Here is a 16537-nt window from a genome sequence, read left to right on the forward strand (position 1 = left end):
TCAGCAGAGGAGGCTCGGCGTGACCGTCGACGTCCAGCCCACACGCAGTACCGACCGTTCGATCGTCCTGACCCGCGAGGAGAGCATCGAGGTCGACACGATCGCCCGCTACCTGGCGGGCCGACCGCCGCGCCTGGTGGACTCGGCCGCCTGGCTCGAGTCGGCCCGCGAGCTGTCCAGCAATCTGCCCGTACGGCTGCGCCAGATGGTGCGCCGCTTCGCCTGGGATCCCGGGCTCGACGCCGTGCTGCTGGTGCGGAACCTGCCCGTGGACGCCGACGAACTGCCCAGCACGCCCACCGTGGCCGGATCGGCGCAACGGGAGTCCACCGGGCCCGCCGCCGCGCAGGTGCTGCTCGGGCTGCAACTCGGGGAGCTCATCGCGTTCAGGGAGGAGAAGCGCGGCGCGCTGGTGCAGGACGTCGTGCCCGTGCCAGGCATGGAGAAGTTCCAGGGCAACGCGGGCTCGGTCAAGCTGTCCATGCACGTGGAGAACGCCTTCCACGTCTACCGCCCGGACTACGTGGGCCTGCACTGTCTGCGCAACGACCACGACAACGTGGCCGGCTTGCAGGTGACGTCGATCCGCAACGCGCTGCCCCTGCTGTCCGAGCAGGCCCGCAGGGTGCTGCACGAGCCACGGTTCTTCACCGAACCCCCGGCGTCGTTCGGCGACCTGCGCAGCGCGCCGGAGCCGCACGGCATCCTCAGCGGCAGCTTCGAGGACCCGGACGTACGGGTCGACTTCGAGAGCTCGTTCCCCCTCGACCCCGAGGCCGGGCAGGCGCTGTCGATGCTCGGCGACGCGCTGCGCACCGTCCGCCGGACGTTCATCCTGAAACCCGGTGACCTCGCGTTCGTCGACAACCGACTGGCCCTGCACGGCCGGACCGAGTTCACGCCCCGCTACGACGGCCGCGACCGGTGGCTCCAGCGGATCTTCGTGCACCGTGACTTCCGGCGCTCCCGGGCCCTGCGCCCGGACGACGGGAACGTGCTCACCAGCGGGAGCTGACAGCCCGGCCCGGGCCGGAAGGTCGACGCCGAGTCCGTACGTGACGGACCGCCTCGTCGACGGCAGAGCAGTAAGACGCGGTGGTGGGGCCCCTGGATCCGGGGGCCCCACCACCGCGTTTCGCCATGTCCGGGAAATGTGCCACCGGCCACGACGAATGGCACGCGCCGCGGGCGAAACGCGACGGGAAGAGAAATCGTCCCGGGCCACGCCGTTAGCGATCCGCACGGGGTACGGGCACCGTTCCCGTCTCGCCCCGTGCGCGATTCACCCGGCTCGGATGACGCCCTCACGCCCCACCACCCACCCACAATGCCTGACCAGCAACTCCACAACCACCACCCAATAACCCACACCATGCACCCCACACCTCCTACGGGGTGCCCTAGGGGTGCCCACCCAATGACCACCAATGGGAACCTCAAACCCCACCAACAACACACCACACCCGGAGCACACCCCATGAAATTCTCAGTCCTCGGCACCACCGAAGTCACCCACCACAACCACCACCTCGAACTCGGCGGAATCAGACAACGCGCAATCCTCGGCTACCTCATCCTCAACGCCAACAAAGTCGTCGCCACCAGCCAAATCCTCAACGCCATGTGGAACGGCAACCCACCCCCCACCGCCCGCAAAATGGTCCAGAACGCCGTCTCCGGCATCCGCCGCATCCTCACCACCAACACCGACCCCACCACCACCCCCCACCTCCGCACCCACCCACCCGGCTACCAACTCCGCATCGACACCGAAACCATCGACCTCTACCAATTCCGCCGACTCGTCCGCGAAGGACGCCACGCCACCACCAACAACAACCACACCCACGCCGCCCACACCCTCCACCAAGCACTCAACCTCTGGCGCGGACGAGCCCTCGCCGACCTCGTCGAAACCGGCACCAACTGGTCAGAACTCGCCGCCATCGAAGACGAACGACTCTCCGCACTCGAAGACCGCCTCGACGCCGAACTCCACTGCGGCAAACACCGCGAAATCACCCCCGAACTCGAAATACTCACCACCACCGAACCCCTACGCGAACGCCTCTGCCACCAATTCATGCTCGCCCTCTACCGCAGCGGACGCCAAGTCGACGCCCTCCGCGTCTACCGACGCACCCGCGAAGCCCTCATCGACAACCTCGGCCTCGAACCCGGCCGCCACCTCCAAGAACTCCAACAACGCATCCTCGAACACGACGCAAAAATCCAAACCCCCGTACTCATCGGCTGACCCGACCCACACACCAGACACGATCGCCTCCGCGATTACCCGAGCGTGGACCGTCTGCGGGCAACATCATGAGCGCGCGGCGGTCCGTGACGTCTGGCGCACCGGAGGCTGACGGCGAGCCCGCCCAGCGATCACAGCGAGGACGACATGGCGAACAAGTGCCCGGTGCACGGGCATCAGCAATTGATGGACGACGACTACTTCGCGAGCCCGTACGCGGCGTACGAACTCTATGCCTCTCTGCACGAGAAGGGTGCGGTCCACCGGACCTGCCTCGACGACCACGGTCCGGTGTGGCTGGTCACCGGCCACGCCGAGGTCTACTCCGCACTGCGCGACCGGCGCCTCGCGCGTCCCCGCGAGTACAGCAACGGCGACTTCACCAGCCAGCGCTTCCCGGAGGGTTCGGCGACCGGCACCATCGTCACCCTCGACCCGCCGGAGCACACGCGACTCAAGAAAATGATCAACTTTACCTTCCTGCCCCGCAACCTGGAGACCTTCCGCCCCCGGGTGCACCAGCTGGTCGAGGCCCGGCTGGACGCCATCGAGGCGGCGGGCGGGGGCGACCTGGTCGAGGACTACGCGGCCATCCTGCCGATCACGATCGTCTGCGACGTGCTCGGCATCCGCGAGGAGTACCGCAAGGACCTGAAGCACTGGGCGGACCTGGTCTTCAGCGGCGACAACGAGACCAACGCGATGGTCCGCACGAAGATGTCGCAGTTCATGAACATGGTCCGGGAGGAGAAGACGAAGGATCCCGGCGACGACCTCTTCTCGTACTGGATCCACGCCAAGAACGCCGACGGGGAGCCCGAACTCAACGTCTACCAGGTGATGGCTCTGGCCCTGCTGACGATGCTGGGCGGCTACGACACCACCGCCGGCATGATCGGCCGGGGTGCGCTGGCGCTGCTCGACAGCCCCGAGACGCTGGACCGGCTCCGCCGGGACCCGGACCTGTTCGACGTGGCCGTCGAGGAGTTGCTACGCAAGCACGGCTCCGTGCACCACGGCTTCCGGCGCTTCGCCACCGAGGACCTGGAGATCGACGGTACGAAGATCGCCAAGGGTGACACGGTGCTGCTGCACCTGACCGCCGCCGGCAACGACCCGAAGCGGTTCCCCGATCCGCAGGTGCTCGACATCGACCGCGCCGACAAGGCGCACGTGGCGTTCGGCGGCGGCCCGCACTTCTGCTCCGGCTCCGAGCTGGCCCGGATGGAGACGACCATCGCGCTACGCCAACTGTTCACCCGCTTCCCCAACATCAAGCTGGCCGCACCTCGGGAGTCGCTGAGGGTGCGGCGTACCCCGCTGGTGCCCGCACTGGTGTCCCTCCCGGTCACGGTCTGAGCCCTTTCCCCACCCCGCCCGCCCCGCATCGCGTACGCCGATTCGCGGCGGAGCGTGACCCGCGCGGAGTTGGCGGCCCGGACGGCGCGGCTCGCCGGCCACCTCGCCGATCTCGGCGTGTGGTTGGCGGACCGCGTCGTCGTCCTGCTGGACGGCGTCACGGCGGTGCAGGGCGTCCTCGCCGTCGTCCGGGCTGCTGATCCGGGCGCTCGACGAGGACCGGCCGGCGGGCTCCCGCCTGGTCGTGCTGACCCGCGGCGCCGTCCACGCCGACGTTCGCCCGCCACCTGGGGGCGCCCACGACGTACGCGAACTGGTCCTGGTGGGGCCGGACGACGTTCCCGCCGACACGCCGGCCGAGCTGGCGACGTTCGGCTGGAGGCGACGCTGGACGAGGTGGGGACGGCGGACGCGGCCGAGACGGACATCGCCGCGGCCCTGCAACGACTGCTGACGAAGTGGCGCGACAAGTCCGACCCGGCTCCAGCCGAGCGGGCGGGGCGGGGCGGTCGATCGGCTCGTCGTCGGGAGGCCAACGGCCTCACCGCGGACGCTGTCGAGCTGCCCCGTCCATGCGACCAACGTCCCCCAGGTGGCCTGCTCGGCCCTGCCCCATCTGTGCGGCCCGGCGTCCTGGGTGGCCGAGGCCGGCCCTGCCCCATCTGTGCGTGCCCGGCGTCCCCGGGTGGCGTGCTCGGCCCCGCCCCATCTGTGCGTGCAGCTCGACAGGTCGCTTCGAGTTGACCGGAGCTGTCCCGGTGACCGACCCGGCCCCCGCCGCGGCACGCCGCGCCCGACCAAATCCCGATTCGACGCCGAACTCGACTTCTCACCCGCCTCGAACCGGGCCCGCCGGGCGGGGAATCCACCCGGCGGGCCCCGCCGTCACCGCTTCGGGGCGAGCTGCGTCCCGGTCTGCACGTCGAACACCGAGATGGCCTCCACCGGGCAGAACTCGGCGGCCTCGATCACCTTGTCGGACGGCGCGACCACGTCGGCCAGCGGCGCGGAGACGACGTCCATCGCGAAGTGGTCCGGCGCGGTGCCGACGCAGAAGCCCGAACTGATGCACCGGACCTGGTCCACTGCCAACCGCCAGCCGGCCTGGTCGCCGGATCCGTTCGGGCTCACCGCTGCCCCTCTCGTCGAACGTGCACTGTGCCGGGTCGGCGTGCCGCGGGCGGCGGTCCGCCCGGATGCGGCGCGCGGCGGCCCACCTCAGGTCACCACCGAGTACTTCTGCCAGCCGGTCGCGACGACCTCCGGTGCGGACAGCGTCGCGGCCGGCCGGGCCGGGTCGAACGTGCCGTTGTGCAGGTGGACGACGAGCGTGCCGTCGGCGCGCAGGCCCAACAGGTCCGGCCGGCCGTCGAGGTCGATGTCGGTCACCGTGATGATTTCGAACTCCTGCCAGCCCCGGCCGAGCGTGAACCACCGGCCCTCTCCGCGCCACCACGGGCCCTCACCGGTGGTGTCGTGCGCGAACTCGTACAGGTCGAGGTCACCGTTGGCGCGGCGCACCAGCAGATCAGGCCGGCCGGTGCCGGTGACGTCGGCCATCGCCAGCGGGAAATCCTCGACGTCGACCGTCACCAGGCGGTGCGCGGTGCGGTCGTACGTCTCGTTCTGCCGCACCTCCCGCTGGTTGAAGAACGCGTCCACGTGGCCCGCGTCCCGCTCGCGGCCGAACATGTCGTCACAGCCGTCCAGGTCCACGTCGGCGATGCCGAGGGTCTCCCACTTCTTGTCGTCCCGCGCGCCGGAGATGCGGATCGGCTCGCCGAGGGTGTCGAGACCGTTCAGCCCACCCCTGTTCGGGTAGAGAAAGATCCCGTGCGTTTCGTTCATATGGCTCATGCTCACGCCGATGACGTCGGCGTAGCCGTTGCCGTTGACGTCGATGGTGCGGACAAGCCCGTGGTCCCGTTCCGGATGGAAGCGGGTGCTGATCAGCTCCGGCTCGCCGAAGGTATCGCTACCCCGGTAACTGCCACTGTGCGGAAAGACCAACAGCTCGCCCGTGAATTCGTCGCGAACCAGGATGTCCATCCTCCCGTCCCCGTTGAACGAACGGCAGTGACCATTTCCCTTCATGCGTGCCACAAATTACCTCCACGTACGCCCCGAAATACGACAGTCCGATCATTGTGAGAGGCCCGGAGGGAGTAATCCCCACCTGCACCCCTCACCCCCCGCGAAGACGGCACCACAGCCGGACACTGTGCGGAGTCAGCGAAACCTGACGTGTGAACGGTTCAGCTCGCCCACCGAGGACACCCCGAGCAGCTTCATGGTGACCTCGATCTCCCGGCTCAGGATCTCCATTGCCCGTACGACGCCACGACGGCCGCCGGCCATCAGCCCGTACTGGTAGGCGCGTCCGACCACGGCGGCGGTGGCGCCCAACGCGATCGCGGCGACGATGTCCGCGCCCGAGGTGATGCCGGTGTCCACGAGCACCTCGACCCGGTCGCCGACCTCGTCGACCACGTGCGGCAGCAGCTCGACGGGCACCGGGGCCCGGTCGAGCTTGCGGCCGCCGTGCGTGGACAACCACACCCCGTCGACCCCGACGGCCGCGACCCGCCTGGCGTCGGCGACGCTCTGCACGCCCTTGGCGACGAGCTTGCCCGACCAGGCGCCGCGCAGCCACTCGACGTCCTCGATGGACAGCCGGGGATTGAACACCCGTTTGATCATGTCGGACGCGGAACCGCCGGTTGCCTTGAGCACCTGCGGCGACGGGGTGCCGGCCCGCCACTGCCGCAACCACCAGCCTGGGTGCAGGAACGCCTCGGCGATGGTGCCGACGCTCATCGACGGCGGGATGGTGAGCCCGTTACGGATGTCGCGACGACGCGGCACGGAGATCGGCGTGTCCAGCGTCAGCAGGATGGTGTCGAACCTCGCCTCCTCGGCGAGCGCGAGCAGTTCCTTGACCATCGCCCGGTCCTCGGCGAAGTACAGCTGGAACCAGTGCCGGCCCTGCGGCGCGGCGGCCGCGACGTCCGCCAGCGACGTGGTCGCGAGGGTGGAGACCGAGTACGGGATGCCGAACTGCTGCGCGACCGAGGCCACCGCGGGCTCGCCCTCGGCGTGCATCACCCGGTTGAACCCGACGGGCGCCAGGGCGAACGGCAGCTTCTGCCGCTTGCCGAGCACCGTCCGGCTGGTGTCGAGGGCGGACACGTCGCGCAGCACCGACGGCTGGAACTCGATGTTGGCGAACGTCTCCCGCGCGCGGCTGAGACTGCGCTCGCTGTCCGCCGCCCCGTCGCAGTAGTCGAACACCATCCGGGGCACCGCCCTGCGGGCGACAGCGCGCAGGTCGGCGATGCCCGCCGCACGCAGCAGCCGACGTTCCGTCGGGTTCCACGCCATCTTTGGCGGCTTGATCAGCGTGCTCATCCGGGCGGACTTGCTCATGGGGCTTCCTTCCGAAGGGGGGTGACGAAGGGCCGCTCCTCGTCATGGGGTTGCTACGAAACGAGGGCCCGCTGGGCGAGCAGTTCCTCGACCACCTCGGCAGGCGTCGGGTGGTCGTAGACGAGCGCGGCGGTCAGCTCCAGCCCGGTGAGGGCCTCGAGCCGACGTCGCAGCTCCACGGCGGTGAGCGAGGAGAAACCGATGTCGAGGAACTCCTGGTTCTCGTCGATCGTGGCGGCCGACGGCAGGCCGAGCGTGTACGCGGTCTGGGCCCGTACCACCCGGGACAGCACGGTGCGGCTCTCAACCTCGTCGGCGCCGTCGAGCAGCCTGCGCAACGCGTCGGGGTTGTCGACGTCCAGCGGGTCGTCGGCGGTCTCGGTGAGGTGGCGCATCGCGTCCGGCAGGTCCCGCAGCAGCGGGCTCGGCCGGTACCGGGTGTAGTCGGGCACGAACGCCGCCCAGTCCACGGCGGCGGCGACCCGGCCGACCGTGCCCGCGCCCACCGCCGCGCCGAACTGCTCGACGGTGAGTTCGGGGCCGACCGCGATCGACACCGCCCCGTCGCGCTGCTGGGCGATGGCGTCGAACACGGCAGCCGTCTCGGCGGCGCCGGCGACCCCGAACATCTCGTCGACCGTGTGCACGAGCACGAGCCGCTGCGCCCCGGCGGCGAGGGCGGTGGTGACCGGGTCGTCGGCGTCGCTGGTGACGACCACCGTCTCGGCGGTTCCCGTGGTGAGCGTCGCGCCCGCCGCCTCCAGCAGGGCGGCGATCCGGTCCGCCAGTGGCCCGCCGTGCAGCGCCACCGTGCCGGTCGGCCGCCACGGCTCGCCGGTCGGCGCGGGGGCCGCGACGAGCCGGCGGGCGAAGACGCCCGCCGAGCGCAGCGCCACCTGGTCCTCGCCCGCGCCCCGGGTGAGTACCCGGCACAGGGCGGTCAGCGTCCGGTCGTCGAGCGCCTCCGGCAGGTCGACGACTCCGCCCCAGGCTCGGGGCGTGGCGAGGCCGGCGGCCCGACCGAAACCGTACGCCGCGGACCCGTCCAGGTCGGTGATCCGCTCCGCGGGGGTGACCGCGACCGCGCCCCGGGTCAGGCACCACACCGGGGTGTCGATGCGGGCCTCGTCGAGCGCCCGGACCAGCCCGGCCGGGGTGGGGCCGGCGGGCGTCGTCAGCACCCCCGCGGCGAGGTGGTCCGGCGCCAGGTCGAGCAGTTCGGCCGTGGTGCCGTCGCGGTACCCGCGCACCTCGGCGCCGTGCCGGGTCATCGCCTCGGCGATCCGCTCGGCGCCCGCCGGCACCAGCCAGACACCCTGGAGCGCGGCCACCGGCAGCTCCGTGACCGGGGACCACCGCAGCTGGTAGCCCGGTGCGGGCCCACGCCGCCAGGCCGACAACGCCACCATGACGTCCTTCAGGGACGCGGTGTCGTCCAGGCCCAGCAGGGTGCCCAGGTCGTCGCGCTCGACCGCGGTCCAGAAGTCGTCGCCCGGCGCGGTCGCGGCGGGCGCGTCCGGCCACAGACGGGTGCGCTGGAAGGCGTACGTGGGCAGGTCGACGGGGCACGCGCCGGCGAAGAACGCCGTCCAGTCGACGGGGACGCCGCGACTGTGCAGGCGGGCGAGCGCCTCGGTCACCACCAGCGGTCCGTCCCGGTCGGCGCGCTGTGAGGGAACGAACTCGGCCTCCGCCACACACTCGCGGCCGAGCGCGGTGAGCACCGCGTCCGGGCCCAGTTCGAGGAAGGTGCGTACGCCGCGTGAGGCCAGCGCGTCGACTGCCGCGGCGAACCGCACCGTGGCCCGTACCTGACGCACCCAGTACTCCGGTGTCAGCTCGGCGACCTCGCCGGTGACCGTGGACAGCACGGGGATCGTCGGCGGCCGGTGCTCGACGGACTCGGCGACCGCGCGGAACTCGGCCAGCATCGGGTCCATCAGCGGCGAGTGGAACGCGTGCGACACGGTTAGCCGCTTCGTCTTACGGCCACTGCGGGCCAGTTCCTCGGCGACGGCGAGGGTGGCGGTCTCCTCGCCGGAGAGCACCACCGAGGTGGGGCCGTTGACGGCGGCGACGGCCACGTCTCCGGAGAGCAGCGGCGCGACCTCGTCCTCGGTGGCGCGTACGGCCACCATCGCGCCGCCGGTCGGCAGCGCCTGCATCAGCCGGCCCCGGGCAACCACCAGCCGGGCGGCGTCGGCCAGCGGGAAGACCCCCGCCACGTACGCCGCCGCCAACTCACCTATCGAGTGCCCCGCCACGAAATCGGGCCGCACCCCCCACGACTCGAACAACCGGAACAGCGCCACCTCCACCGCGAACAACGCCGGCTGCGCCCGCCCCGTCTGATGCACCTCCTCGGTGCCCAACACCTCCCGCAACGGCCGTTCCAGGTGCCGGTCCAACTCACCGCACACCTCGTCGAACGCCCGCGCGAACACCGGGAACACCAACAGCCCCTCGGCCATCCCGACCCGCTGCGCCCCCTGCCCGGTGAAGAGCACGGCGGTCGCTCCGGCGGTGTCGGCGACCCCGCCGAGCGCCCCGGCGGCGTTCTCGCCACGGGCCAGCGCCGACAGTCCGGCGCGCAGCTCGTCCAGGTTCCGGCCGAGCACGGCCCCCCGATGCCGCAGGGCCGTCCGGGTGGTGGCGAGCGAGAAGCCCACGTCGACGGCGGACGTGTCGTCGGTGAGGTGCGCGGCGAGTCGGGCCGCCTGGTCGCGCAGCGCGGCCTGGTCCCGGCCGGACACCACCAGGGGCACCACCGGCACCTCGGCGGTCGAGTCCACCAGCACCGGCTCGGGCGCCTGCTCGATGATCGCGTGCGCGTTGGTGCCGGAGATGCCGAACGAGGAGACGCCGGCGCGGCGCGGGCGGCCCGTCTCCGGCCAGGGAACCGACCCGGTGAGCAGCCGGACGGCCCCGTCCGCCCAGTCCACGTGCGGCGACGGCGCGTCGACGTGCAGCGTCTGCGGCAGTACGCCGTGCCGGATCGCCTCCACCATCTTGATCACCCCGGCGACCCCGGCGGCGGCCTGGGTGTGCCCGATGTTCGACTTGATCGAGCCGACCCAGAGCGGGTGTTCGCCCCGGTCACGGCCGTACGTCGCGATGAGCGACCGGGCCTCGATCGGATCGCCCAGGGTGGTGCCGGTGCCGTGCGCCTCGACCGCGTCCACGTCGGACGGGCGCAGCCCCGCGTCGGCGAGCGCCTGGTTGACCAGGCGCTGCTGGGAGGGGCCGTTCGGCGCGGTCATGCCGTTGCTCGCGCCGTCCTGGTTGACCGCGGTGCTGCGGACGACGGCGAGCACCGGGTGGCCGTTGCGGCGCGCGTCGGAGAGCCGTTCGAGCACCAGCACGCCGACGCCCTCCCCCCAGCCGGTGCCGTCGGCGCCAGCGGCGAAGGACTTGCACCGGCCGTCCGGGGCGAGGGCCCGCTGGCGGCTGAAGTCGATGAACGCGTTGGGCGTCGCGAGCACGGTCACGCCGCCGGCCAGGGCCAGCCCGCACTCGCCCCGCCGCAGCGACTGGGCGGCCAGGTGCAGGGTGACCAGCGACGACGAGCAGGCCGTGTCGACGGTGACCGCCGGCCCTTCCAGCCCCAGCGCGTACGACACCCGACCGGACACCACGCCGCCGGCGATGCCGGTGCCGATGAAGCCGTCGAGCTCGGCGGGCAGGTGCTGGAGGTGGGCGGTGTAGTCGTGGTACATGAGGCCGGCGAACACCCCGGTACGGCTGCCGCGCAGGGTGGTGGGATCGATGCCGGCGCGCTCGACGGCCTCCCACGAGGTCTCCAGGAACAGCCGTTGCTGCGGGTCCATCGCCAGGGCCTCGCGGCGGGAGATGCCGAAGAACTCGGCGTCGAACCGGGCCGCGTCGTACAGGAACGCGCCCTGCCCGCAGTAGGTGCGACCGGGCTTGTCCGGATCCGGGTCCACGAGGTTGTCGATGTCCCAGCCACGGTCGGTCGGGAAGCCGGCCACCGCGTCGACGCCCGCCGCGACCAGGTCCCACAGCTTCTCGGGCGAGCTGGCGCCACCGGGGAAGCGGCAGCCCATGCCGACGATCGCGATCGGGTCGTCGGTGCCGTCGGAGGAGGCCACCACCACGGTGGCGGCCGACCCACCGGCAAACAGTTCCGCGTCCAGGTGCTCGGCCAGCGCCGCCGGGTTCGGGTAGTCGAAGACCAGCGTGACGGGCAGCCGCAGGCCGACCACCGCGTTGAGGCGGTTGCGGAACTCGACGGCGGTGAGCGAGTCGAAGCCCAGTTCCTTGAACGCCGTCGTCGCGCCGACCGCGTCGGCGCCGCCGTGCCCGAGCACGACCGCGACCTGCGTACGGACGACGTCCACGAGTTCCTTGCGGCGTTCGGCCGGGCCACGGCCGGCGAGGGCCGCGACCAGGTCGGAGGCCGCCGCGGCGTCGGCGGAGACCTGCCGTCGCGCCGGGGTGCGGACCAGGCCGCGCAGCACCGGGGGCAGCACGCCGCCGGTCGCCTGCTCGCGCAGCGCGGCGAGGTCCAGGTGGATCGGAACGAGCGCGGCCTCCGGCGCGGAGAGCGCCTCGTCGAACAGCGCGAGACCATCCTCGGTGGAGATCGGGCGCACGCCGGAGCGCCGCATCCGGGCGAGGTCAGCGTCGTCGAGCGCGCCGGTGAGGCCGGTGCGCTGTGCCCACATGCCCCACGCCAACGACACGGCGGGCAGGCCACGTGCCCGCCGGTGGGCGGCGAACGCGTCGACGAACGCGTTGGCCGCCGCGTAGTTGCCCTGCCCGGGGCCGCCGAGGACGCCCGCGGCCGAGGAGAACATGACGAAGGCGCTCACCTCGCCGGCCAGCTCGTGCAGGTTCACCAGCGCGTTGACCTTGGGGCGCAGCGCGGTGGCGACCCGCTCCGGCGTGAGCGACGAGATCATCCCGTCGTCCAGGACGCCGGCCGTGTGCACGACCGCCGTGGGCGGATGCTCCGCGACGAGCGCGGCCAGCGCCTCGCGGTCGGCGGCGTCGCAGGCGGCGACCGTCACGTGGACGCCCTGGGCGGTCAGCTCGTCGTGCAGCGTCGCCAGGTCCTCGGTCATGCCACGGCGACCGGCGAGCACCAGCCGACGGACGCCGTGCCGCGCGACGAGGTGCCGGGCGACGAGGCGGCCGAGCGTGCCGGACGCCCCCGTGACCAGGACCGTGCCGGTGATCTCCGGGGTCGGGCCGGGCTGCCCGGTCACCTTGCTGAGGCGGGGTGCGAGGACCTCGCTGCCGCGCAGGGCGAGCTGCGGCTCGCCCGAGCGCAGCGCGGGCACCAGGTTCGGCGTCCACTGCCCGCCCGCGACGTCGACGAGGACGAATCGGCCGGGGTTCTCGGACTGGGCCGAGCGCAGCAGGCCCCACACGGCGGCGAGCGCCGGCTCGGTCGAGTCCGTCGCCCCTTCGGTCAGGACGACCAGGCGGGCGGCGGCGAACCTGTCGTCGGCGAGCCACTCCTGGACGGCGGCGAGGGTGCGCTGCACCGCCCGGTACGTGGCTCCGACCAGGTCGTCGTCGTCCCGGGTGACCGGCAGGACCACGTAGTCGGGAACCTCGGCGAGCGCGTCGAGGCTGTCGTACGCGGTGGCGCCGGGCAGTTCGCCGCCGACGACCGCGACCGTGGCGGCGCCGTCGCCCACCGGGACCGGCACCCAGTCGAGCAGGTGCATCGCCTCATGCCGCGGGTTGGTCAATTCGGCGAGCGCGCCCGCGGGCAGCCGGCGGACGGTCAGCGCGTCGATCGTGGCGACCGGCGCGCCGGCGTGGTCGGCGATCGTCACGGCGACGGCGTTCGGGCCCGCCGGTCGGATGGTGACCCGCAGCCGGGCGGCACCGGTGGCGTGCAGGGTCACCCCGTGCCAGGCGAACGGCAGCCAGGGGCCGCCCTCGCCGTCGTCCTCGGTGAACACGCCCAGGCCGAGCGGGTGCAGCGCCGCGTCGAGCACCGCGGGGTGCAGGCCGAAGCCCGCGACCTTCGCCGCCTCGGGCGCGGTCACCTCGGCGAACACCTCGTCACCCCGACGCCACACCGACCCCAGTCCGCCGAAGGCGGGACCGTACGTCACGTCGAGCGAGGCGAACCGGTCGTACAGCTCGCCGGTTTCCAGGGCTTCGGCGCCCTCGGGCGGCCAGACACCGACCGGGGCATGGTCGTCGGCGCGGGGCGTGCCGGCGCCCAGGGTGCCGGTGGCGTGCCGGGTCCACGGGCCGTCGCCGTCGGGCCGCGAGTGGACGGTCAGCCGCCGGGCGCCGTCCGGGCCGGGCTCGCCGACCCGGAGCTGGACCTGCATCGCGCCCCGCTCCGGCACCACCAGGGGCGCCTCGAGCGTCAGCTCCTCGATCTCGGTGGCGCCCACCTCGTCGCCCGCCCGGACCGCGAGTTCGACGAAGGCCGTGCCGGGGAGGAAGATCCGGCCCGCCACCCGGTGGTCGGCGAGCCACGGGTGCGCCGAGGTCGACAGCCGGCCGGTGAGCAGCACCCCGTCCGCGCCGGCCAGCGACACGGTGGCGCCGAGCAGCGGATGCCCGGTGGAGCCCAGGCCGAGGCCGGTGGCGTCGACCGGCCCGCCCGCGCCGGTGGGCCAGAAGGTACGGCTCTGGAAGGCGTACGTCGGCAGGGCGACCGGTCGGGTGGGGGCGCTGACCAGGGTGGCCCAGTCGGGCCGCAGACCGCGGGTGTGCGCCTGCCCCAGCGACAGCAGGAACCGGCGCAGGCTGCCCTCGTCGCGGCGCAGCGTGCCGACGACCGAGCCGCCCTCCGCCTCGTCGAGCAGGTCCTGCACGGCGGGTACGAGCACCGGGTGCGAGCTGACCTCGACGAAGGAGTCGATCCCGTCGGCGATCAGGCCGCGTACGGTCTGCTCGAACTCGACGGTCTGCCGCAGGTTGCGGTACCAGTACTCGGCGACCAGCTCGGCGGGGTCGAGCAGCTCACCGGTGACCGTCGAGTAGATCGGTACGTCGCCGGTGCGGGGCCGTACGGGGGCGAGGACCCGGAGCAGCTCGTCGCGCATCGACTCCACGTGCGCGGAGTGCGAGGCGTAGTCGACGTCGATCCGCCGGGCACGGACCTCGTCGCGCTCGCACCCGGCCAGCAGTTCGTCGAGCGCCTCGGGCGCACCGGAGACGACCACCGTGGACGGTCCGTTCACGGCGGCGACGGACAGCCCGGGACGCAGCCGCCGGGCGACCTTCGCCACCGGCTCCGCCACGGACACCATGCCGCCCCGCCCGGCGAGGTCCACGGCGATCAGCTGGCTGCGCCGGGTCACCACCAGGGCGGCATCGTCAAGGGAGAGCGCCCCGGCCACGCAGGCGGCGGCGATCTCGCCCTGGGAGTGCCCCACCACGGCGGCGGGCTCGACCCCGTGCGACCGCCACAGCGCCGCCAGCGAGACCATCATGGCGAACAGTGCGGGCTGGACGACGTCGACCCGGTCGAGGGAGGCGGCGCCCGGTACGCCGCGCAGCACGTCGAGCAGCTTCCAGTCGGTGTGCCGGTCCACGGCGACGGCGCACTGCGCCATCCGGGCGGCGAAGACGGGTGAGGTGTCGAGCAGTTCGGCGGCCATGCCCAGCCACTGCGAGCCCTGGCCGGGGAAGAGGAACGCGGTGCGCTCGCCGACCTCGGCGAGGCCGGTGACGAGGTTGGGGGCGGCGCCGCCGTCCGCGAGCGCGTCGAGCGCGGTGCACAGCTCCGCCCGGTCCCCGACGAGGACGGCGCGGTGCGGGAGGCGGGCGCGGGTGGTGGCGAGGGCGTACGCGACGTCGTGCTCGGCGACCTCGTCGGCCAGGCGTTCGCGCAGCCGGGCCGCCTGGTCGCGCAGCGCCGTCCCGGTCCGCGCCGACAGCACCCAGGTGGTGGGGCCCTCGGCCGGCTCGGCGCTGGGCGGGGCCTCGGCGGCCGGCGGCTCCTCGATCAGCACGTGGGCGTTGGTGCCCGAGATGCCGAACGACGAGACGCCCGCCCGCCGCGGGGTCTCGCCCCGCGGCCACCGCACCGGCTCATCCAGCAGTTGGACCGCGCCGTCGGCCCAGTCCACGTGGTGCGACGGCTGGTCCACGTGCAGCGTGCGGGGCAGCTCCTCGTGCCGCATCGCCATCACCATCTTGATCACGCCCGCGACACCGGCGGCGGCCTGGGTGTGCCCGAAGTTCGACTTCACCGAGCCGAGCCAGAGCGGCCGGTCACGTTCCTGGCCGTACGTGGCGATGAGCGACTGGGCCTCGATCGGGTCGCCCAGCGTGGTGCCGGTGCCGTGCGCCTCCACCACGTCCACGTCGGCCGTGGTGAGCCCGGCGTTGGCCAGCGCGGCGCGGATGACCCGCTGCTGCGACGGCCCGTTCGGCGCGGTGAGGCCGTTCGACGCGCCGTCCTGGTTCACCGCCGAGCCCCGCAGCACGGCCAGGACCTGGTGCCCGTTGCGGCGCGCGTCCGACAGCTTCTCCAGCACGAGTACGCCGACACCCTCGCCGAACGCCGTGCCGTCCGCCGCCGAGGCGAACGCCTTCACCCGCCCGTCCGGGGCGAGCCCCTTCTGGCTGGAGAACTCCACGAACGTGCCGGGTGTGGCGATGACGCAGCTGCCGCCGGCCAGCGCCAGGTCGCAGTCGCCGCTGCGCAGCGCGTGCGCGGCCACGTGCATCGCCACCAGTGACGACGAGCACGCCGTGTCCACGGTGACGGCCGGTCCCTCCAGCCCCAGCACGTACGACACCCGGCCGGACACGACGCTGCCCGCGACCCCGGTCATCGTGTAGCCGACCAGCGCCTCCGTGTCGCGCTGCATGGCCGTCAGGTACTCGACGCTGTTCGCGCCGACGAACACGCCGGTCCGGCTGCCCCGCAGTGAGTGCGGGTCGATCCCGGCGTGCTCGAACGCCTCCCACGACGTCTCCAGCATCAGCCGCTGCTGCGGGTCCATCGCGAGCGCCTCGCGCGGGCTGATGCCGAAGAAGCCAGCGTCGAAGTCGGTGGCGTCCGGGATGAAACCGCCGCGGCGCACGTAGCTGGTGCCGGTGCCGCTGTCCGGGTCGAACAGGTCGTCCAGGTCCCAGCCCCGGTTGGTGGGGAAGTCGGTGATGCCGTCCCCGCCGGACGACACCAGCTCCCACAACTCGTCGGCGGATCGTACGCCCCCGGGGAAGCGGCAGCCGATGCCTACGATGGCGATCGGCTCCCGCTCCGTCGCGGTCCGCAGCTTGCGCCGCGTCTCGTGCAGGTCGGCCGTGACGCGCCGGAGGTACTCGACAAGCTGCTCTTCGTTCGCCATCAGTAGCCCTCCTCAGCGCGTCCGGCTCAACCGGTGCCGAGTTCGTCGTCGATGAACCGCAACAGGTCGTCGGCCGAGGCGGTCTTCAGCACCAGGCCCACGTCCAGGCCGTCGGGTTCGGTGTCCACGTCGGACCTGCCACGCCAATTCGACATCACCGCGTGCAACCGCTCGGTAATCCGTGCCTTGACCGGGT

The 16537-nt window shown here is 72.6% G+C and carries 7 protein-coding genes; 3 read left to right on the forward strand and 4 right to left on the reverse strand.

Features of this window, described 5'->3' with window-relative positions; translation table 11 throughout:
- The first annotated feature begins 19 nt into the window (after positions 1–19).
- The 3 genes from GA0070608_RS03320 (at position 20) to GA0070608_RS03330 (ending at position 3616) form a co-directional block, all read left to right on the forward strand.
- Entirely contained in the window at positions 20–1015 is a 996-nt protein-coding gene (locus GA0070608_RS03320; protein WP_091621417.1) for a TauD/TfdA family dioxygenase, read from the forward strand.
- 462 nt (positions 1016–1477) lie between these two features.
- On the forward strand, positions 1478–2257 hold the full coding sequence (locus GA0070608_RS03325) for an AfsR/SARP family transcriptional regulator (protein ID WP_176733624.1): 780 nt from the start codon (positions 1478–1480) through the stop codon (positions 2255–2257).
- A gap of 147 nt (positions 2258–2404) precedes the next feature.
- Positions 2405–3616: a cytochrome P450 gene (locus tag GA0070608_RS03330; protein WP_091621424.1), complete on the forward strand. Its 1212-nt coding sequence runs from the start codon at positions 2405–2407 to the stop codon at positions 3614–3616.
- A gap of 885 nt (positions 3617–4501) precedes the next feature.
- On the opposite strand, the gene GA0070608_RS03335 is transcribed toward GA0070608_RS03330, so the two are convergent.
- From GA0070608_RS03335 to GA0070608_RS33910, 4 genes are all read right to left on the reverse strand, one after another.
- On the reverse strand, positions 4502–4747 hold the full coding sequence (locus GA0070608_RS03335; RefSeq protein ID WP_176733625.1) for a ferredoxin: 246 nt from the start codon (positions 4745–4747) through the stop codon (positions 4502–4504).
- 87 nt (positions 4748–4834) lie between these two features.
- Positions 4835–5665, reverse strand: coding sequence for an FG-GAP-like repeat-containing protein (locus tag GA0070608_RS03340; RefSeq protein ID WP_091621427.1), 831 nt, complete (start codon positions 5663–5665; stop codon positions 4835–4837).
- Between the two features lie 180 nt (positions 5666–5845).
- Positions 5846–7042 carry an alpha-hydroxy acid oxidase gene (locus GA0070608_RS03345; RefSeq protein WP_091621431.1) on the reverse strand — a complete coding sequence of 399 codons (1197 nt, stop codon included), beginning with the start codon at positions 7040–7042 and terminating at the stop codon, positions 5846–5848.
- Between the two features lie 53 nt (positions 7043–7095).
- Complete coding sequence (locus GA0070608_RS33910; RefSeq protein ID WP_091621439.1) at positions 7096–16341, reverse strand: type I polyketide synthase; 9246 nt, start codon at positions 16339–16341, stop codon at positions 7096–7098.
- Positions 16342–16537: the final 196 nt, after the last annotated feature.

The organism is Micromonospora peucetia (assembly GCF_900091625.1).
GTDB classification, from domain to species: Bacteria; Actinomycetota; Actinomycetes; order Mycobacteriales; family Micromonosporaceae; genus Micromonospora; species Micromonospora peucetia.